Annotated in this window: 14 protein-coding genes; 6 read left to right on the top strand and 8 right to left on the bottom strand. The window is 59.1% G+C overall.

Going from position 1 to position 17,738, the window contains the following annotated elements:
• The first annotated feature begins 745 nt into the window (after positions 1–745).
• Complete coding sequence (locus I9H07_RS16030) at positions 746–3,682, top strand: Ice nucleation protein (RefSeq protein ID WP_432760454.1); 2,937 nt, start codon at positions 746–748, stop codon at positions 3,680–3,682.
• 266 nt (positions 3,683–3,948) lie between these two features.
• Here I9H07_RS16030 and I9H07_RS16025 read toward each other — a convergent pair whose 3' ends face one another.
• From I9H07_RS16025 to minC, 5 genes are all read right to left on the bottom strand, one after another.
• Positions 3,949–5,238, bottom strand: coding sequence for a M18 family aminopeptidase (locus tag I9H07_RS16025; RefSeq protein ID WP_058391106.1), 1,290 nt, complete (start codon positions 5,236–5,238; stop codon positions 3,949–3,951).
• A gap of 595 nt (positions 5,239–5,833) precedes the next feature.
• The gene (locus I9H07_RS16020; RefSeq protein ID WP_024671859.1) at positions 5,834–6,469 is read right to left on the bottom strand and encodes an RluA family pseudouridine synthase; all 636 of its coding nucleotides are present in this window, start codon (positions 6,467–6,469) and stop codon (positions 5,834–5,836) included.
• A gap of 90 nt (positions 6,470–6,559) precedes the next feature.
• Positions 6,560–6,814, bottom strand: a complete 255-nt coding sequence (gene minE / locus I9H07_RS16015) for a cell division topological specificity factor MinE (RefSeq protein WP_002552653.1) — start codon at positions 6,812–6,814, stop codon at positions 6,560–6,562.
• Entirely contained in the window at positions 6,814–7,626 is an 813-nt protein-coding gene (minD, locus tag I9H07_RS16010) for a septum site-determining protein MinD (RefSeq protein ID WP_024645725.1), read from the bottom strand. Before minD ends, minE begins: the two co-directional genes overlap by 1 nt.
• 231 nt (positions 7,627–7,857) lie before the next feature.
• The gene (gene minC / locus I9H07_RS16005; RefSeq protein WP_236425690.1) at positions 7,858–8,598 is read right to left on the bottom strand and encodes a septum site-determining protein MinC; all 741 of its coding nucleotides are present in this window, start codon (positions 8,596–8,598) and stop codon (positions 7,858–7,860) included.
• 120 nt (positions 8,599–8,718) lie between these two features.
• Between minC and I9H07_RS16000 the strand changes: the two genes are divergently transcribed.
• Positions 8,719–9,651: a lipid A biosynthesis lauroyl acyltransferase gene (locus tag I9H07_RS16000; protein WP_236425689.1), complete on the top strand. Its 933-nt coding sequence runs from the start codon at positions 8,719–8,721 to the stop codon at positions 9,649–9,651.
• 32 nt (positions 9,652–9,683) lie between these two features.
• A complete protein-coding gene (locus I9H07_RS15995) occupies positions 9,684–10,868 on the top strand; it encodes a patatin-like phospholipase family protein (protein WP_236425688.1) in 1,185 nt (394 codons plus the stop codon).
• Between the two features lie 42 nt (positions 10,869–10,910).
• On the opposite strand, the gene I9H07_RS15990 is transcribed toward I9H07_RS15995, so the two are convergent.
• The 3 genes from I9H07_RS15990 to I9H07_RS15980 form a co-directional block, all read right to left on the bottom strand.
• A complete protein-coding gene (locus I9H07_RS15990) occupies positions 10,911–11,765 on the bottom strand; it encodes a pirin family protein (protein WP_236425687.1) in 855 nt (284 codons plus the stop codon).
• A gap of 137 nt (positions 11,766–11,902) precedes the next feature.
• On the bottom strand, positions 11,903–12,313 hold the full coding sequence (locus I9H07_RS15985) for a PA2817 family protein (protein ID WP_024645720.1): 411 nt from the start codon (positions 12,311–12,313) through the stop codon (positions 11,903–11,905).
• A gap of 76 nt (positions 12,314–12,389) precedes the next feature.
• Complete coding sequence (locus I9H07_RS15980; RefSeq protein WP_236425938.1) at positions 12,390–14,837, bottom strand: acyl-CoA dehydrogenase; 2,448 nt, start codon at positions 14,835–14,837, stop codon at positions 12,390–12,392.
• Positions 14,838–15,076: 239 nt separating this feature from the next.
• On the opposite strand from I9H07_RS15980, the gene I9H07_RS15975 reads away from it, so the two are divergent.
• The 3 genes from I9H07_RS15975 (at position 15,077) to I9H07_RS15965 (ending at position 17,604) form a co-directional block, all read left to right on the top strand.
• Entirely contained in the window at positions 15,077–15,700 is a 624-nt protein-coding gene (locus I9H07_RS15975) for a glutathione S-transferase (RefSeq protein ID WP_058824730.1), read from the top strand.
• 186 nt (positions 15,701–15,886) lie between these two features.
• Positions 15,887–16,819, top strand: a complete 933-nt coding sequence (locus I9H07_RS15970; RefSeq protein WP_024671866.1) for an ABC transporter ATP-binding protein — start codon at positions 15,887–15,889, stop codon at positions 16,817–16,819.
• Complete coding sequence (locus tag I9H07_RS15965) at positions 16,816–17,604, top strand: ABC transporter permease (protein ID WP_058824729.1); 789 nt, start codon at positions 16,816–16,818, stop codon at positions 17,602–17,604. The genes I9H07_RS15970 and I9H07_RS15965 overlap by 4 nt, the downstream gene beginning before the upstream one ends.
• Positions 17,605–17,738: the final 134 nt, after the last annotated feature.

Genomic DNA, 17,738 nt, shown 5'->3' with positions numbered 1-17,738 from the left:
TCTACAGCCGGCTTAATAGGCATTGTGTAATAAATACGTTTAATTAACAAAAAAAATTAATGAAAATGTTTCTATTGCCTTTTATGGAGTGGGCGTAGATTAATCCGATTTTGCCCTGATATTTTTCAGAGTAATTATTCTAATTTTCTGTAAAAAATATACGGAAAAGTTAATATTAATTAATATTTTTTAGTTCGCTGTGTTAGGTTTTTAGTGCGGAAGGATGTGCACTAGTTAGTTGGTTTATTTCCTGTGCGTCGTTCCGCTGTGGCGTAAAGGCTGACATGGCGGTTGTCCTGTAAAGCAATGCTTGATAAGTGCAGCTGCTTTTATTTAAAGGATCTATGAGGATGCGGTAATGAATCTAGACAAGGCGTTGGTGCTGCGGACCTGTGCAAATAACATGGCCGATCATTGCGGCCTTATATGGCCCGCTTCCGGGACGGTTGAATCCAAATACTGGCAGTCAACCCGGCGGCACGAGAATGGTCTGGTCGGTCTACTGTGGGGCGCTGGAAGCAGCGCTTTTCTAAGTGTGCATGCCGACGCTCGATGGATTGTCTGTGAAGTCGTCGTTGCAGACATCATTGCTCTGGAAGAGCCGGGAATGGTCAAGTTCCCGCGAGCCGAAGTGGTTCATGTCGGTGACAAGATCAGCGCGTCACACTTCATTTCGGCACGTCAGGCCGACCATGTATCCACACCACCAACGTCACCACCAACGTCATCATCGACATCGACACCAATGCCCACGCCCACGCCTTCGGCAGCAAACGTCACGGTATCTGCTGCCGAACAGTCCAGCCATGAAGTGTTTGATGTGGCGTTGGTCAGCGCGGCTGCCCCCTCAGTAAACACCCTGCCGGTGACGACGCCGCAGACGTTGCAGACCGCCACTTACGGCAGCACGTTGAGTGGCGACAACAACAGCCGGCTCATTGCCGGTTATGGCAGTAACGAGACCGCTGGCAACCACAGTGATCTGATTGCCGGTTATGGAAGTACAGGAACCGCCGGCTCCGACAGCTCGCTGGTAGCAGGCTATGGGAGCACCCAGACTGCCGGAGGGGACAGCGCGCTGACGGCGGGTTACGGCAGTACCCAGACCGCCCGCGAAGGCAGCAACCTGACGGCCGGGTACGGCAGCACCGGCACGGCAGGTTCGGACAGCTCGTTGATCGCCGGTTACGGCAGTACTCAGACTTCTGGCGGGGACAGCTCGCTGACGGCGGGTTATGGCAGCACGCAGACGGCTCAGGAAGGCAGCAATCTGACGGCAGGCTACGGCAGCACCGGCACGGCGGGTTCGGACAGTTCGTTGATCGCGGGTTACGGCAGTACTCAGACTTCCGGAGAAGACAGCTCGCTGACGGCGGGTTATGGCAGTACGCAAACAGCTCAGGAAGGCAGCAATCTGACGGCAGGCTACGGCAGCACCGGCACGGCGGGTTCCGACAGCTCGCTGATCGCCGGTTACGGCAGTACACAAACCTCAGGCGGGGACAGTGCCCTGACCGCAGGCTACGGCAGCACGCAAACAGCTCAGGAAGGCAGCAATCTGACGGCAGGCTACGGCAGCACCGGCACGGCAGGCGCGGACAGCTCGTTGATCGCCGGTTACGGCAGCACGCAGACTTCCGGCAGCGACAGCTCACTGACCGCAGGCTATGGCAGTACCCAGACCGCCCGTGAAGGCAGCACCCTGACGGCCGGGTATGGCAGTACGGGAACGGCGGGCGCTGACAGCTCGCTGATCGCCGGTTACGGCAGCACGCAAACGTCGGGCAGTGAAAGCTCGCTCACGGCAGGTTATGGCAGTACCCAGACCGCACAGCAGGGTAGCGTACTCACGTCAGGCTACGGCAGTACGCAAACGGCCGGGGCTGCCAGTAACCTCACTACCGGCTATGGAAGTACAGGCACCGCGGGTCATGAGAGCTTCATCATCGCGGGGTACGGGAGTACACAGACAGCGGGCCACAAAAGCATCCTGACCGCTGGCTATGGGAGTACTCAGACGGCCAGGGACGGCAGCGACCTGATTGCGGGTTATGGCAGTACTGCAACCGCAGGCTCAAGCAGTTCGCTGATCGCAGGTTATGGCAGCACCCAGACCGCGAGCTACAAAAGCATGCTGACCGCCGGTTATGGCAGTACACAGACGGCCCGAGAACACAGTGACCTTGTTACAGGTTATGGCAGCACTTCAACGGCAGGGTCAAACAGTTCGCTGATTGCCGGATATGGCAGCACTCAAACGGCAGGTTTCAAAAGCATCCTGACCGCCGGTTATGGCAGTACACAGACGGCACAGGAGCGCAGTGACCTGGTTGCAGGCTATGGAAGCACATCGACTGCGGGTTACTCCAGTTCCTTGATCGCCGGCTATGGCAGCACGCAGACGGCGGGTTACGGGAGCACGTTGACGACCGGTTATGGCAGTACGCAAACCGCGCGGGAAAACAGTTCGCTCACCACCGGTTACGGAAGTACCTCCACCGCGGGTTATTCCAGCTCGCTGATCGCGGGTTACGGCAGTACACAGACAGCAGGCTACGAGAGCACGTTGACCGCTGGCTACGGCAGTACGCAAACCGCGCAGGAGCGCAGTGACCTGGTGACAGGTTATGGAAGCACCTCCACCGCCGGTTATGCGAGTTCGTTGATTGCGGGTTATGGCAGCACACAGACGGCAGGTTACGAGAGCACCTTGACCGCCGGTTACGGCAGTACGCAAACCGCACAGGAAAACAGCTCGCTCACCACCGGCTATGGAAGCACTTCGACCGCCGGCTTTGCCAGCTCGCTGATCGCGGGTTATGGCAGTACGCAGACAGCAGGCTATAAAAGTACCCTCACGGCCGGCTACGGCAGTACCCAGACCGCAGAGTACGGTAGCTCACTCACTGCGGGCTACGGCAGCACTGCAACGGCCGGGCAAGATAGCTCGTTGATCGCCGGTTATGGCAGCTCCCTGACCAGTGGAATCAGAAGTTTTCTGACGGCAGGTTATGGCAGTACGCTGATCGCGGGGCTTCGCAGTGTTTTGATCGCCGGTTATGGCAGTAGCCTTACATCGGGCATTCGCAGCACATTGACCGCGGGTTACGGCAGTAACCAGATTGCAAGTTATGGCAGCTCGTTGATTGCAGGCCATGAAAGCATTCAGGTCGCTGGAAATAAAAGCATGCTGATCGCCGGCAAGGGCAGCTCGCAGACAGCAGGTTTTCGCAGCACGTTGATTGCCGGTGCGGGTAGCGTACAGCTGGCAGGTGATCGCAGCAGGTTGATTGCCGGTGCAGACAGTAATCAGACCGCGGGTGACCGCAGCAAACTACTGGCCGGTAATAACAGTTATCTGACCGCCGGCGATAGAAGCAAACTGACCGGCGGGCATGACTGCACCCTGATGGCGGGAGACCAAAGCAGATTGACCGCTGGAAAGAACAGTATCTTGACGGCAGGCGCTCGTAGCAAACTCATTGGCAGTGAAGGCTCGACGCTCTCGGCTGGAGAAGACTCAACGCTGATTTTCAGGCTCTGGGACGGGAAGAGGTACCGGCAACTGGTTGCCAAAACGGGTGAGAACGGTGTTGAAGCCGACATACCGTACTACATGAACGAAGATGACGATATTGTCGATAAACCCGACGAGGACGATGACTGGATAGAGGTCGAGTAGCCAGCTTTATGCGGGCACTCCACTACTGAATCATCGACAGGGTCCGTCGATGCGGTTCGGGACATGAAGTCCCTTTATAAACGAATGACTGTTTAGTGCACGCAGGTGGTTCGGGATGACACAGACAAAAGCATCTTTTTTATCGTTGTAACGGGCACAATTTTTATTTCTTTCAATGGGCCGTTTGCCGGGCATCAGCACCGATACGTGGTGGCGGCAGGCCGCCCTCACGTTGTCGATGATTGTCTCAGCAGTGGCAGCAGCAGTTACGGCAGCTCATGACTGGCATAGAACGCGCCGAGTACTTTGACCAGATGCGCCAGGTCGTGGCTGCCGGCCAGTTCACGAATCGAGTGCATGGCAAACGTCGGCAAACCGATATCGACCGTGCGAATGCCCAGATGGCTGGCGGTGATCGGTCCAATGGTCGAACCGCAGGCCATGTCGCTGCGCACCACAAAGCTCTGCACCGGAACCTCTTCGGCCATGCACAGGTGGCGGAAGAAGCCTGCTGTCTCGCTATTGGTGGCGTAGCGCTGATTGCTGTTGACCTTGATCACTGGCCCGGCATTGAGTTTCGGGCCATGGTTGGCGTCGTGTTTGTCGGCGTAGTTGGGGTGTATGCCGTGTGCGTTGTCGGCGGAGATCATCAGCGACTTCTGAATGGTCCGCACATAATCCTCGCTGCTCGGCAGCAGGCGCCGGACGATCTGCTCCAGCATTGCGCCGTCTGCGCCACAGGTAGAAGACGAGCCGACTTCTTCATGATCAGTGCAGACCAGCAGCGCCGTTTCGTCACTGTTGCTGTTGAGCAACGCTTGCAGCCCGGCAAAGCACGACAGCAGGTTGTCCAGGCGCGCACCGGCGAGGAAGTCGCCATGCAGGCCGACGATGGCCGCGCTTTGGGTGTCGTAGAAGCTCAGTTCGTAATCCAGCACCACATCGGCGTTCAGGCCATGTTCGCGTGCCAGTTGGTCAGTCAGCAGCGCGCGGAAGTCGGCGCGCTCGTCACCGGCCACTTGCGCCAGAATCGGCGGCAGCTCGGTCTGCGGATTGATGGCACGGCCTTCGTTAACCGTGCGATTCAGGTGAATGGCCAGATTGGGAATGACCGCAATCGGTAGTTTGAAGTCGATCAGCTGACTTTCGACCTTGCCGTCGCGGCGGAACGTGACCCGGCCGGCCAGCGACAGATCACGGTCAAACCACGGTGCCAGCAGTGCGCCGCCATAGACTTCGACACCCAGTTGCCAGAAACCCTGACGTTGCAGCTCGGGTTGCGGCTTGACCCGCAGGCACGGGCTGTCGGTGTGCGCGCCGACCATGCGGATACCGCCGGTCAGTGGTGACTGACGGCCCATTCTGAACGCGACGATGGAGGAGTCATTGCGCGTCACGTAGTAACGACCTCCCGTTTCGACGGCCCAGGTATCACGCTCGTCCAGCCGCTGAAACCCGGCAGCTTCAAGGTGTTGCACAAGAGTGGCGGTGGCGTGGAAGGGGGTGGGGGAAGCCTTGAGGAAATCGATGAGGCCTTTGTTCAACTCGTCGCGCATAAATAGCTCCAGACAGCAATGGCGCGAGTTTACCGCATTGGATGATTTGCTGCCTTGGGTTGCGCTTATCGCGATACACAAGCCCGACGCGCGCTCGTGCCAACGCTGTGCGGTGCATGCGTTTCGTGACGCGCTGCGTCACACAGCCGCCGCACAACTTCATGTCTTACGTGTGAGCCGCTGCCACAGAAATGCTTTTCGATCACGGTGGCACAGACGACGCAAATTGCGACGTAAGTGACGGCTGAGTCCTGACACTGATCCGGGGGTAGCCTGGCAGGACGCCAGGCTAGCCGCACCGGGCCATGGATGGCCCGTTGCGGCGACCCCCGGATCAGTGTCAGGACGAAGGAACCCGACGAAGTCGGGCCGGAAACGGAGCCAGGGGGTTTGGTTACTTTGGCCCCATCAAAGTAACTCGCCGAGGGGCGAAAAGGTGACTTGAGTCGGGCGCAAACGCCACTGACATCGCAGAACCGCTTTACGACGCGGAGCGTCAAGAACTGCATGCCAACGCGGAGCATTGGCACGAGAGTCAAGGCGGAGTGCTTTACTTGGGCACGAGCGTCAGTGTGTTGCTCAGCGCCCATCCAGATCAGAAAGGCGCAGCACATTCGAAGGTAAGACGCTCGCCGGTGCCCGGATGCGTGAAGCTCAACATGCTGGCATGCAGGCACAGGCGAGGATAGGCCGCCAGCGCCTCGGGATGGGCGTACAGACCATCGCCCAGCAGCGGATGCCCGATGGACAGCATGTGCACGCGCAGTTGATGCGAGCGACCGGTGATCGGCGTGAGCTCGACGCGGCAGTACGTGTCATGCCGCTCGACCACCTTCCAGAACGTCAGCGCATGTTTGCCGCCTTCGTGGTCCACCACATGGCGCGGCTTGGTCGGCGGGTCGTAGCGCAAGGGCAGGTCGATGCTGCCGCTGTCCAGCGACGGCTGGCCCCAGCACAGTGCGGTGTAGGCTTTTTCGGTTTCGCGGTCATGAAACTGACGCGACAGTTCGCGATGCGTGTCGGCATCACGCGCCAGCAGGATGATCCCGGACGTTTCCCAGTCCAGACGGTGGACAATGCGCGCCTCGGGAAAACCGTTTTCCTGCAGGCGGGTAATCAGGCAATCCTTGTTGTCATCGGCGCGGCCGGGGACGGAAAGCAGCAGGGTAGGCTTATCGATCACCAGAACGGCAGCGTCCTGATGGATGATGCGGATGTTCGACAACGGCATGCAACGGCCTCGAAACGCTAGAAACGCCAACGGCGGTAAAGGCGCAGCTTCCGCAGAAGTGCGCCGATACCGCCGCCAGCGACTGCCGGATCAGCGATCTGGCAGGGTGATATTGAGTTCCAGAATCGAACAGCTGCCCTGGCTTTCCAGAGCGACCTGCACCTGATCAGACTCGATATTGACGTATTTACGGATCACTTCCACCAGTTCTTTCTGCAGGGCAGGAAGGTAGTCCGGGGTACTCCGCTGGCCACGTTCGTGGGCAACGATGATCTGTAGACGCTCTTTCGCTACCGAGGCCGTGCTTTCTTTTTTGCGGTCACGAAAGAAGTCAAAAATATTCATCATTTACCCCCGAACAGACGTTCAAAGAATCCTTTCTTATTCACATCCAGGAAACGGTGCTCAAGTGTCTTGCCCAGCAGGCGGTCGACCGCATCGCTGTAGGCCTGACCGGCATCGCTCTGGTCGTCCAGAATAACCGGCACGCCCTGGTTGGACGCCTTGAGAACCGCCTGGGACTCGGGAATCACGCCCAGCAGGGTCACGGCGAGGATTTCCTTGACGTCTTCCACGCCCAGCATCTCGCCCTTGCTGACGCGCTCAGGATTGTAGCGCGTGAGCAGCAGGTGTTCCTTGATAGGGTCCTGACCCAGTTCGGCGCGACGCGATTTGCTGGCCAGCAGGCCCAGCATGCGGTCGGAGTCACGTACCGATGAAACTTCAGGGTTGGTCACGACAATCGCTTCATCGGCGAAGTACATCGCCAGATGAGCACCGGTCTCGATGCCGGCCGGCGAGTCGCAGACCACGAATTCGAAGGTTTCCTTCAATTCCATGAGGACTTTTTCAACGCCCTCCTTGGTCAGTGCGTCCTTGTCACGTGTCTGGCTGGCGGCCAGGACGAACAGGTTCTCGATCTTCTTGTCCTTGATCAAGGCCTGCTGCAGGTTGGCTTCGCCATTGACCACGTTGACGAAGTCATACACCACACGACGCTCGCAGCCCATGATCAGGTCGAGGTTACGCAGGCCGACGTCGAAGTCGACGATGACTGTCTTGTGGCCACGCAGTGCGAGACCTGTACCGATGGCGGCGCTGGTAGTGGTCTTGCCCACACCACCCTTGCCGGATGTAACTACGAGAATCTTGGCCAAGGTGAATCACCCCTAGATGAAAAGGACGTTTAGTCCCTGAAGAGCATCTCGTGACGCAACGTGGGTCGAAGAATTCTGGAAATCAACAGGCATGGTCCTGGAAAGCTAGCACCCGGCTACTACTTTCAACTCATATACCGACTGAAAAGCAACGCTCTTCAGGATTTCCTACAGCCTTGACGAACTTTTCGCGACGAATCAGAGACACTTTGAAAATTGCGGCAGTATCCGTTAAAGACGAATGATGTTCAACACATCACCGGAAAGGCTTATCTGGACCGGCGAACCCCATAACGGGTCCCGGCGCAGGTCCTCGGAGACCTTGTATTGCCCGGCGATCGAAATCAGCTCGGCGCTGAGTTGCTGGCAGAAGATCCGTGCCCGCGTGTCACCCTTGATACCTGCCAGTGCCCTGCCGCGCATCGGGCCGTACACATGGATGTTTCCATCGGCCAGAAGTTCCGCACCGGGACTCACCGGCGCGACCACGACCAGATCGCCACCCTGGGCGTAGATCTGCTGGCCGCCGCGTACCGGAGCGGTGATCACGCGGGTCGGCTTGATGACGGGTTCAGGCGGTTTTTCCGGGACCTTTTTCGGCGCTTCGGCTTCGACCGGGTCCAGCACGCGCTCGCGGGCGCCGGACGGCGGCAGCACGGGCAGATCGACGGCGATGGCCGCAGCGATGTCTTCGATACGATTGGCACGGATCGCCAGGGTACGCAGGCCGTGCTGGCGGCAGATGCGCACCAGACCGGGCAAATCCACCGGCCCTTCATGGGGCGCGAGCTTGTCGAGCGCGAGAATCAACGGCGTATTGCTGAAGAAATTGGGGGCCTGCGCCACCTTCGCCGCCAGTTGCCTGTCGAGCGCTTCGAGGTTGGCTCGGGTCAGCTCCATCACGGTGATGGCGAGCATGCTGCCCTTGAGCTGAAATACGGGTTCCGGGTTTTGCGATTCAATCTGGCTCATGGTTGATATACACAACAGCTTGTCGCTAAAAGTGCCGAGACTTATAGCGAGAACGCCCGCGAGCCGCAAGCGGGTCGAACCGTTGTAGAATGCGCGGCCTTTGTTCTGACGGAAGCCCAAATGGATCGCCCGCGCTTTAAAGCCAGTTTCCTTCACCCCCGTTTCTGGCCGTTGTGGCTGGGGCTGGGGCTTTTGTGGCTGATTGTCCAGTTGCCGTTTCGGGTCTTGCTGGTCATGGGTCGTGCGCTGGGCGCGATCATGTATCGCGTGGCCACTGATCGAAAAAATATTGCTTCACGCAATCTGGAGCTGTGTTTCCCGCAGTTGTCTGCGGCCGAGCGCAAGCGCCTGCTGAAGGCAAACTTTGCCTCTACGGGCATCGCGTTCTTTGAAATGGCCATGAGCTGGTGGTGGTCCAGAGCGCGACTGGCAAAGCTGGCCCATGTCGAAGGGCTTGAACATTTGCAGCAGGCTCAGCAGAAGGGCGAGGGCGTGATCCTGATGGCGTTGCACTTCACCACGCTGGAAATCGGCGCGGCGCTGCTGGGGCAGCAACACACCATTGACGGCATGTACCGCGAGCATAAGAGCCCGCTGTTCGACTTCATTCAGCGTCGCGGACGCGAGCGTCACAACCTCGACTCACTGGCTGTCGAGCGCGACGATGTGCGGGGCATGCTCAAGTTGCTGCGCGCCGGACGGGCCATCTGGTACGCGCCGGATCAGGACTATGGCGCCAAACAGAGCGTGTTTGTGCCGCTGTTCGGCATTCAGGCCGCGACGGTGACCGCCACCAGCAAGTTCGCCCGGCTGGGCCGTGCGCAAGTGGTGCCGTTCACCCAGCAGCGTCTGGCTGATGGCAGTGGTTATCGGTTGGTGATTCATCCTCCGCTGGAAGATTTTCCGGGTGAAAGCGATGAAGTGGATTGCCTGCGCATCAACCAGTGGGTAGAAAAGGCGGTCAGCGAATGCCCGGAACAATATCTTTGGGCCCATCGACGTTTCAAAAGTCGACCGCCAGGTGAACCGAAGCTATACAGCAAGCATAAATAAAAAGCGTCTTCGATCACTGAGGCCCGTTGTAGATGCCAGAACCTGCTGTTGTGACCCGTGCTGTGAGCAATGATATCGAGCCCGTGACCGGGCTCATTCTCTCCGGTGGCGGCGCGCGTGCCGCCTATCAGGTGGGGGTTCTTGCAGGCATCGCCGACCTGCTGCCTGCCGGTTCGCCCAATCCTTTTCCGGTCATCGTCGGTACATCGGCTGGCGCGATCAATGCCGTGAAACTGGCCAGCGGTGCGTTGCATTTTCGGATTGCCATTCACCAGCTGACCGAGTTCTGGCAGTCATTTCGCAGTCATCAGGTGCTGCGCAGCGACTGGTCGGGGGTGATTAATCAGGCGAGCCGGTTTTTCGGACGCAGCCTGATGGGCTTCGGACGCAATATTCCGGTGGCCTTGCTCAACAGCTCGCCGCTGCGTGACCTGCTCAACGAGCGGCTGGACCTTTCCGGAATCGAAGCCGCTATCAACGCCCACCATCTGCGCGCGGTGGCGGTCACAGCCTTTGGCTACGAGTCGGGGCAATCGGTCACGTTCTACCAAGGCCGGGGCACCATAGAGCCCTGGCTGCGTCATCGGCGTATCGGCCGTCCGACGCAACTGACCGTGGATCACCTGCTGGCCAGTTCGGCCATCCCTTTGCTGTTCGCCCCCGTGATGCTGGATCAGGAGTACTTTGGTGATGGCGCTGTGCGTCAGTCGGCACCGATCAGCCCTGCGCTGCACCTGGGCGCCAACCGTGTGTTGGTGGTGGGCGTCAGCGGCAATCCGCGCGGGCTCAAGACTGAAAGGCCAGCACCGCGCCCGCCGAGCGGCGTTCAGCCTACTCTGGCGCAGATCAGTGGCCACATGCTCAACAGCACGTTCATCGACAACCTGGAAAGCGATATCGAGTTGCTGGAACGGCTGAACACGGCCAGCGCGTTGTTACCTGACGAGCAGATCAGGCAGCCGGGCATGGAGCCGGTAGAAGTGCTGGTGATTTCGCCAAGCCGGCCGCTGGACGAAATCGCCGCCCGTCACCGCCGCGAATTACCCCCTGCGCTGCGCACCTTCTTGCGCGGTCCGGGCGCGACCAAGAGCAGCGGTGCCAGTGTCCTCAGTTATCTGTTGTTCGAGTCGGGCTATTGCAGCGAGTTGATCGAGCTCGGTCGCCACGACGCGATTGCCCAAGGCGCCGAACTGAAGCGGTTCCTGCGCCTGAAGTGATGGCGTGGGGCAGGCAGCCGGGCGTTTCGACAGCTTGACCGGTCAAGCCGTCAAACGATCTTCCCGGAAATCACGAATCGCTTGTTCGATCTCTTCCTTGGTGTTCATCACGAACGGCCCGTACTGGACGATAGGCTCAAGCAGGGGTTTGCCTGCAATCAACAGCACTCGCGCGCCGCCGGTACTGCCGATCCGCAACTCGCCCTGGTCAGACAGCCGCGCCATCTGGCGCATGCCAACCGATTGGCTGCTGCCTTCAATTTCGATGCTGCCTTCATACACATACAGCAACGCGCGGTGGCCTTCGGGCACTTGCGGACTTATGCGGCTGCCAGCTGGCAGATTAAAGTCCAGATACAGCGGCTCGGTGTCCGGGCGCTGCACGGCACCGGCCTGGCGAAGGGTGCCGTCATCGAAATGACCGGCGATCACCACCACCCCGACACCAGACTCTGTGGTCAGGCGAGGAACGTTTTCCGGCTGAATATCCTGATAACTGGCGTCAGCCAGCTTGTTCTTGCCCGGCAGGTTCAGCCACAGCTGGAAGCCACGCATGGTGCCTTCTTCCTGTTCAGGCATCTCGCTGTGGATGATTCCGCGTGCTGCGGTCATCCATTGCACGCCGCCGCTCTGCAACAGGCCGACATTGCCCATGTGGTCTTCATGGCGCATCCGCCCTTCAAGCATGTAGGTCACGGTCTCGAAACCCCGATGCGGATGGGGCGGGAAGCCTGCGATGTAGTCATCGGGCTTGTCCGAGCCGAATTCGTCGAGCATCAGGAACGGGTCGAATTGCTCTACGCCCCGGCCGCCGAACACGCGTGTCAGGCGCACACCTGCGCCGTCCGATGCCGGTTGGCCCGCATGAATGGACAGCACTTTACGAAATTGAGTCATGGAAACAGAGCACTCCTGATCAGGTGACAGTGAGTGTCATGGTAAGCCTGAATTATCGATAAACAGATTCGAATCCCGGGCGGGAATGATCGTATTCATCGATACGTCGAAAAGGCTGTCGAAACAGCCCTGTCAGTTTAGTGAGTGCTGCCTTGCGCAGACATCGCCAGCAGCTGTTTTTCCTGATTCCAGTCAAACGGCTCATCGTTCTGCTCGGCTTCGTAGCGACGTTCTTCCAGCGCCTGATACAGCTCGATCTCATCATCCGGCATGAAATGCAGGCAGTCTCCGGCGAAGAACCACAGCAGGTCGCGAGGCACCAGATGGGCGATCTGCGGGTAACGCTGGATCACCTGACAGAGAATATCCTGACCCAGGTACTGGCTTTCAATCGGGTCCAGCGGCAGTTGTTCGACCAGTTCGTCAAAGCGCTCCATGAACAGCGCATGACTTTCTTCCGGAACCTGCTCGGCCTCGCCCAGCGCGACCAGAATGCTGCGCAGATGGGCCAGCAGGCCCAGTTGGTAGTCGAGAGTGGCGTCGGCCATCGGGTAATCCTCAAATGCAAAAACAGGCGCGAGAGTATAAAGCTCTGCGCGCCTGCTGTGTGGTACGACCTGATGGTTAGCGGATTTTGCCCGCGGTCAGGGTCAGTTCTTCCTTGTCGAAGTCATCCACGTCGATCACCACACGCCGCGCCGCTTCGGCTGCACGCAAGGTCTGCACCTCGTCCGCCTGCAACACACCAATGCGCAATGCCGCGTCGATAGCATGCTCGCCTGCCTCGGGTTTGACCTGGCCACTCTTGAGCGCCACTTGCAGCTTCTTGTGCAGCGGATAAGCAGTGCTCAGCAGATCGACAGCATGTTGCAGGGCGCCAACCGGATCTTCTGCCGATTGCGGGCGATAGCAGCCCGCCAGCAACTCTTCCAGGGTCGGGTCGCCCTTGGCACGCCCCAGCACCTGTGCCACTTCGGCGTCCAGTTTGTCCGAAGGCCCTTTGTGACGGCGGCCGAACGGGAACACCACCGCACGCAGCAATCCGCCGAGTATCCGGTTGGGGAAGTTGCTGAGAATCTCGTCCATCGCGCGTTCCGAGTGCCCCAGGCTTTCTTCCATGGCCCAGCGAAACAGCGGGCTCATGTGGTCCGGCGAGCCGAGATCGTGATAGCGCTTGAGGGCTGCCGACGCCAGGTACATGTGGCTGAGTACATCACCCAGGCGTGCCGACAGCCGTTCACGACGCTTCAGTTCGCCGCCCAGCAGCATCATGCTCAAGTCTGCCAGCATGGCAAAGGCCGCTGCCTGACGGTTCAATGCGCGGAAATAGCCTTGGCTCAGGCTGTTGCCCGGCGCACGTTCAAAGTGCCCGAAGCCGAGGTTGAGAATCAGCGTGCTGGCCGCGTTGCTCACCGCAAAACCGATATGCTTGAGCAGTAAGGTGTCGAACTCGGCCAGTGCCTGTTGTTTGTCTTCGCGTCCAGCCAGCGCCATTTCCTTGAGGACGAGCGGATGGCAACGAATCGCGCCCTGCCCGAAGATCATCAGGTTGCGCGAAAGGATATTGGCGCCTTCAACGGTGATGAAAATCGGCGCGCCTTGCCAGTTGCGGCCCAGATAGTTGTTCGGGCCCATGATGATGCCCTTGCCGCCATGCACGTCCATGGCGTGGCCGATGCATTCGCGGCCGCGTTCGGTCAGGTGATACTTGAGAATCGCCGACAGTACCGAAGGCTTCTCGCCCAGATCGACCGCATTGGCGGTCAACATGCGGGCGCTGTCCATCAGCCAGGCGTTGCCGCCGATCCGTGCCAGCGCTTCCTGAATGCCTTCAAAGGCCGACAACGGCACGTTGAATTGCTCACGCACCTTGGCGTACTGGCCGGTCACCAGACTGGTGTACTTGGCCGCGCCAGTGCCCACCGCAGGCAGCGAGATCGAGCGACCCACCGACAGGCAGTTCATCAGCATCATCCAGCCCTTGCCCAGCATCGGCTGACCACCGATCAGGTAGCTCAGCGGGACGAATACATCCTTGCCCGAGTTGGGGCCGTTCATGAACGCCGCCCCCAGCGGCAGATGACGACGGCCGATTTCGACGCCCGGTGTCTCGGTCGGGATCAGCGCCAGGCTGATGCCCAAGTCCTCTTCCTCGCCGAGCAAGTGCTCAGGGTCGTAAGCCTTGAACGCCAGGCCGAGCAGGGTGGCCACCGGGCCGAGGGTGATGTAGCGTTTTTCCCAGGTCAGGCGCAGGCCGATGACTTCTTCGCCTTGCCACTGGCCCTTGCAGATGATGCCGGTGTCAGGCATCGCGCCCGCATCGGAACCCGCAAGCGGGCCGGTCAGTGCGAAACACGGGATGTCTTCACCGCGAGCCAGACGCGGCAGGTAATGATTACGTTGCTCCTCGGTGCCGTAATGCAGCAGCAATTCGGCAGGGCCGAGTGAGTTGGGGACCATCACGGTGGACGCCAGGTCGCCGCTGCGGGTGGCCAGTTTCATGGCAACCTGAGAGTGGGCGTAGGCCGAGAAGCCCTTGCCGCCGAATTCTTTCGGAATGATCAGGGCGAAGAAGCCGTGCTCTTTCATGTGCGCCCAGGCTTCCGGCGGCAGGTCCATCGCCTGACCGATCTCCCAATCGCTGACCATCGCACAGAGTTCTTCGGTCGGGCCGTCAATAAAGGCCTGCTCTTCTTCAGTCAGCTGGACCTTTGGATAAGCCAGCAGCTTGTCCCAGTCCGGACGACCGCTGAACAGCTCGCCGTCCCACCAGACAGTCCCGGCATCGATCGCGTCGCGCTCGGTTTCCGACATGGGCGGCAACACTTTCTGGAACCAGCTGAACATCGGCGCGCTGAAATGCTTGCGACGCAGATCAGGCTGTATCAACGGTATGAATACCGCCAGCCACAGCAACCAGAATACCGTCAGCAGCCATCCTGGCGCGTGGCTGAAAATGCCCATGGCCAACAGATAAACGGCAACCACACCAAGCGCCGGGAGTGGGTCGGTCCGTCGGTGAGCCAGCCAGGCAATGCCGACGACCAGCACTACAATCCACAACAACAGCATAGGTATTCCTCCGTGATGACAGCCGCCTTGGCAACTACCAGGAAACTGGTCGCCAGGCAGTGTTGAGGCGACATCGATAGTGACCCTTGCTTGACGGAGAAGTTGCCGCAGGATCGGGGTAGACTGGCGTGTGGTTGGTTTCAGGACATTACGGTTCAGCACGCTGTCGTTCAGTGCTCGGCCTGCAGTGAAATGCATCCAGTGAAATAAAGTGTTCAGCGCTACGCGAGGGGAACGCAATGCTCAAGATCTGGGGACGGAAAAATTCCAGCAACGTGCGCAAGGCACTCTGGATTGCCGAGGAAGCCGGGGTGGCGTACGAAACGCAGGATGCCGGTGGCGCATTCGGGCTGGTCGATGAGGCTGCCTACCGGGCGAAGAACCCCAACGGCCGCATTCCGATGATCGAGGACGGTGATTTCGTGCTGTGGGAGTCCAACGCCATCGTGCGTTATCTGGCTGCCCGCTATGCTCCGGATTCCGACCTTTACCCAGCTGACGTACAGGCGCGCGCGCTTGCCGACAAGTGGATGGACTGGACGACGTCGACCATTGCCGGTCCGATCAGCCCGGTATTCTGGGGCGTGGTGCGAACGCCAGCCGACAAGCAGGACTGGATAGCCATTGAGCAGGGCATCAAAACCCTGCACGGTCTGCTGCAGGTCGCCGATGACGCCCTGTCCCGTCAACCCTGGCTGTCCGGCGAGACATTCGGCATGGGCGACATTCCCTTGGGCTGCTTTGCCTACAGCTGGTTTGAAATGCCGATTGAACGTCCGCCATTGCCTCACCTCCAAGCCTGGTATGAGCGACTCAAGGCCCGCCCGGCTTATCGCAAGGCTGTCATGAGCCCGTTGACCTGACTGCGTTCGACTCACGCGCATCCGGGTTGCTTGTCGGGCCCATGTCTGACGCTTGATATGTACTATTAACAGATGTGTCTGTACTTGAACGGCCCGGCCAAGCACCATTGCCTGGCTGGGTCGTTACGGACGACGGCTGTTTCCAGCCAGATCATTTCCTTTTTCCTGATGGGTATTCCTTCCTCTATGTCTTCTGCTCTGTCCATTCGGCAGCTCACCAAAACCTACGGCAACGGTTTCCAGGCCTTGAGTGGCATCGACCTGGACGTGGCTGAAGGTGATTTCTTCGCATTGCTTGGCCCTAACGGCGCCGGCAAATCCACCACCATCGGTATCATCTCGACGCTGGTCAACAAGACCAGCGGAACGGTGAACATCTTCGGCCATGACCTGGATCGCGAGCCTGCTGCGCTCAAACGCTGCATTGGCGTGGTGCCGCAAGAGTTCAACTTCAACCAGTTCGAGAAGACCTTCGACATCGTCGTGACTCAGGCCGGTTACTACGGCATACCGGCGAAAATCGCCAGGGAGCGCGCCGAGCAATACCTGACCCAGCTAGGCCTGTGGGACAAGCGCGATGTGCCTTCACGGTCGCTATCCGGCGGCATGAAGCGGCGTCTGATGATCGCCCGCGCGCTGATTCACGAGCCGCGCCTGCTGATCCTCGATGAGCCCACCGCAGGTGTGGACATCGAACTGCGCCGCTCGATGTGGACCTTTCTCACCGAGCTGAACAGAAAGGGCATCACCATCATTCTGACCACTCACTACCTGGAAGAGGCCGAACAGCTGTGCCGCAACATTGGCATCATCGACCATGGGGTGATTGTGCAGAACACCGGCATGAAGCAATTGCTCGCCACGCTGACCGTCGAGACGTTCGTGCTGGACCTCAAAGAGTCCTGGCAGAGCGCTCCGCAATTGCCCGGTTTTCCCTGCCGTCTGCTGGACAGTCATACCCTGGAAGTCCAGGTCGACAAGAACGTCGGCATCACCGCGTTGTTCAGCCAGTTGGCGTTCCAGAACATCGAAGTGCTGAGCCTGCGTAATAAATCCAATCGCCTTGAGGAGTTGTTTGTGTCTCTGGTTGAGAAAAACCTGGCGAAGGTGGCGGTATGATCGAGCAAAATGGCGAACTGCGGCCCAACCTGATTGCCCTGAAAACCATCGTCTATCGCGAAGTCCATCGCTTCATGCGGATCTGGCCGCAGACGTTGCTGCCGCCAGCCATCACCATGGTGCTGTACTTCGTCATCTTCGGTAACCTGATCGGCCGGCAGATCGGTGACATGGGTGGCTTCACCTACATGCAGTACATCGTGCCGGGCCTGATCATGATGTCGGTGATCACCAACTCCTACGGCAACGTGGTCTCAAGCTTCTTCGGTGCCAAGTTTCAGCATTCCATCGAAGAACTGATGGTCTCGCCGGTCTCGCCGCACACCATCCTCGTCGGTTACACCTTGGGTGGTGTGCTGCGCGGTCTGATGGTGGGTTTCATCGTTACCCTGCTGTCGATGTTCTTCACCGACCTGCAAGTGCATCACCTGGGCGTGACCATCATTGTGGTGGTGCTGACGGCGACGATCTTCTCGCTGCTGGGCTTCATCAACGCTGTGTTTGCGCGCAATTTCGACGATATTTCGATCATCCCGACTTTCGTCCTGACCCCGTTGACCTACCTGGGCGGCGTGTTCTACTCGATCAACCTGTTGCCGCCGTTCTGGCAGACCGTGTCGCTGGCCAACCCGGTGCTGCATATGGTCAACGCCTTCCGCTACGGCATCCTGGGCGTCTCCGACATCAAGATCAGCATCGCCCTGGCGTTCATGATTGTTGCGACCATCGTGCTGTACATCGGCTGCGCAAGGCTGCTGGTGAGTGGACGCGGTATGCGTCAGTAACATATCGGTCTCGACCCGCCAGGCTGGCGGGTCGACTCGTGTTGATCCTCTTCCTTGCAAATGCTGCAACACTTCATCCTTCCTGACGTCCCGATACTGCGCTAATCCTTAAGGCTTTCCGCTTCAAGGAACCC

The sequence above is a fragment of the Pseudomonas syringae genome, assembly GCF_023278085.1.
Classification (GTDB): Bacteria; Pseudomonadota; Gammaproteobacteria; order Pseudomonadales; family Pseudomonadaceae; genus Aquipseudomonas; species Aquipseudomonas syringae_Q.
Note: the sequence above shows the minus strand (reverse complement) of the source record. Positions and strands in the feature narration are given on the sequence as shown.

Excerpts from the sequence above, each read along its gene's own strand:
- minE (WP_002552653.1), bottom strand. The coding sequence starts at position 6,814 with ATGAATATTTTTGACTTCTTTCGTGACCGCAAAAAAGAAAGCACGGCC.
- I9H07_RS15995 (WP_236425688.1), top strand. The coding sequence starts at position 9,684 with ATGCCAGAACCTGCTGTTGTGACCCGTGCTGTGAGCAATGATATCGAG.
- I9H07_RS15970 (WP_024671866.1), top strand. The coding sequence starts at position 15,887 with ATGTCTTCTGCTCTGTCCATTCGGCAGCTCACCAAAACCTACGGCAAC.
- I9H07_RS15975 (WP_058824730.1), top strand. The coding sequence starts at position 15,077 with ATGCTCAAGATCTGGGGACGGAAAAATTCCAGCAACGTGCGCAAGGCA.
- I9H07_RS15985 (WP_024645720.1), bottom strand. The coding sequence starts at position 12,313 with ATGGCCGACGCCACTCTCGACTACCAACTGGGCCTGCTGGCCCATCTG.
- I9H07_RS15965 (WP_058824729.1), top strand. The coding sequence starts at position 16,816 with ATGATCGAGCAAAATGGCGAACTGCGGCCCAACCTGATTGCCCTGAAA.
- I9H07_RS16020 (WP_024671859.1), bottom strand. The coding sequence starts at position 6,469 with ATGCCGTTGTCGAACATCCGCATCATCCATCAGGACGCTGCCGTTCTG.
- I9H07_RS16025 (WP_058391106.1), bottom strand. The coding sequence starts at position 5,238 with ATGCGCGACGAGTTGAACAAAGGCCTCATCGATTTCCTCAAGGCTTCC.
- I9H07_RS16030 (WP_432760454.1), top strand. The coding sequence starts at position 746 with ATGCCCACGCCCACGCCTTCGGCAGCAAACGTCACGGTATCTGCTGCC.
- I9H07_RS15980 (WP_236425938.1), bottom strand. The coding sequence starts at position 14,837 with ATGCTGTTGTTGTGGATTGTAGTGCTGGTCGTCGGCATTGCCTGGCTG.
- I9H07_RS15990 (WP_236425687.1), bottom strand. The coding sequence starts at position 11,765 with ATGACTCAATTTCGTAAAGTGCTGTCCATTCATGCGGGCCAACCGGCA.
- I9H07_RS16000 (WP_236425689.1), top strand. The coding sequence starts at position 8,719 with ATGGATCGCCCGCGCTTTAAAGCCAGTTTCCTTCACCCCCGTTTCTGG.
- minC (WP_236425690.1), bottom strand. The coding sequence starts at position 8,598 with ATGAGCCAGATTGAATCGCAAAACCCGGAACCCGTATTTCAGCTCAAG.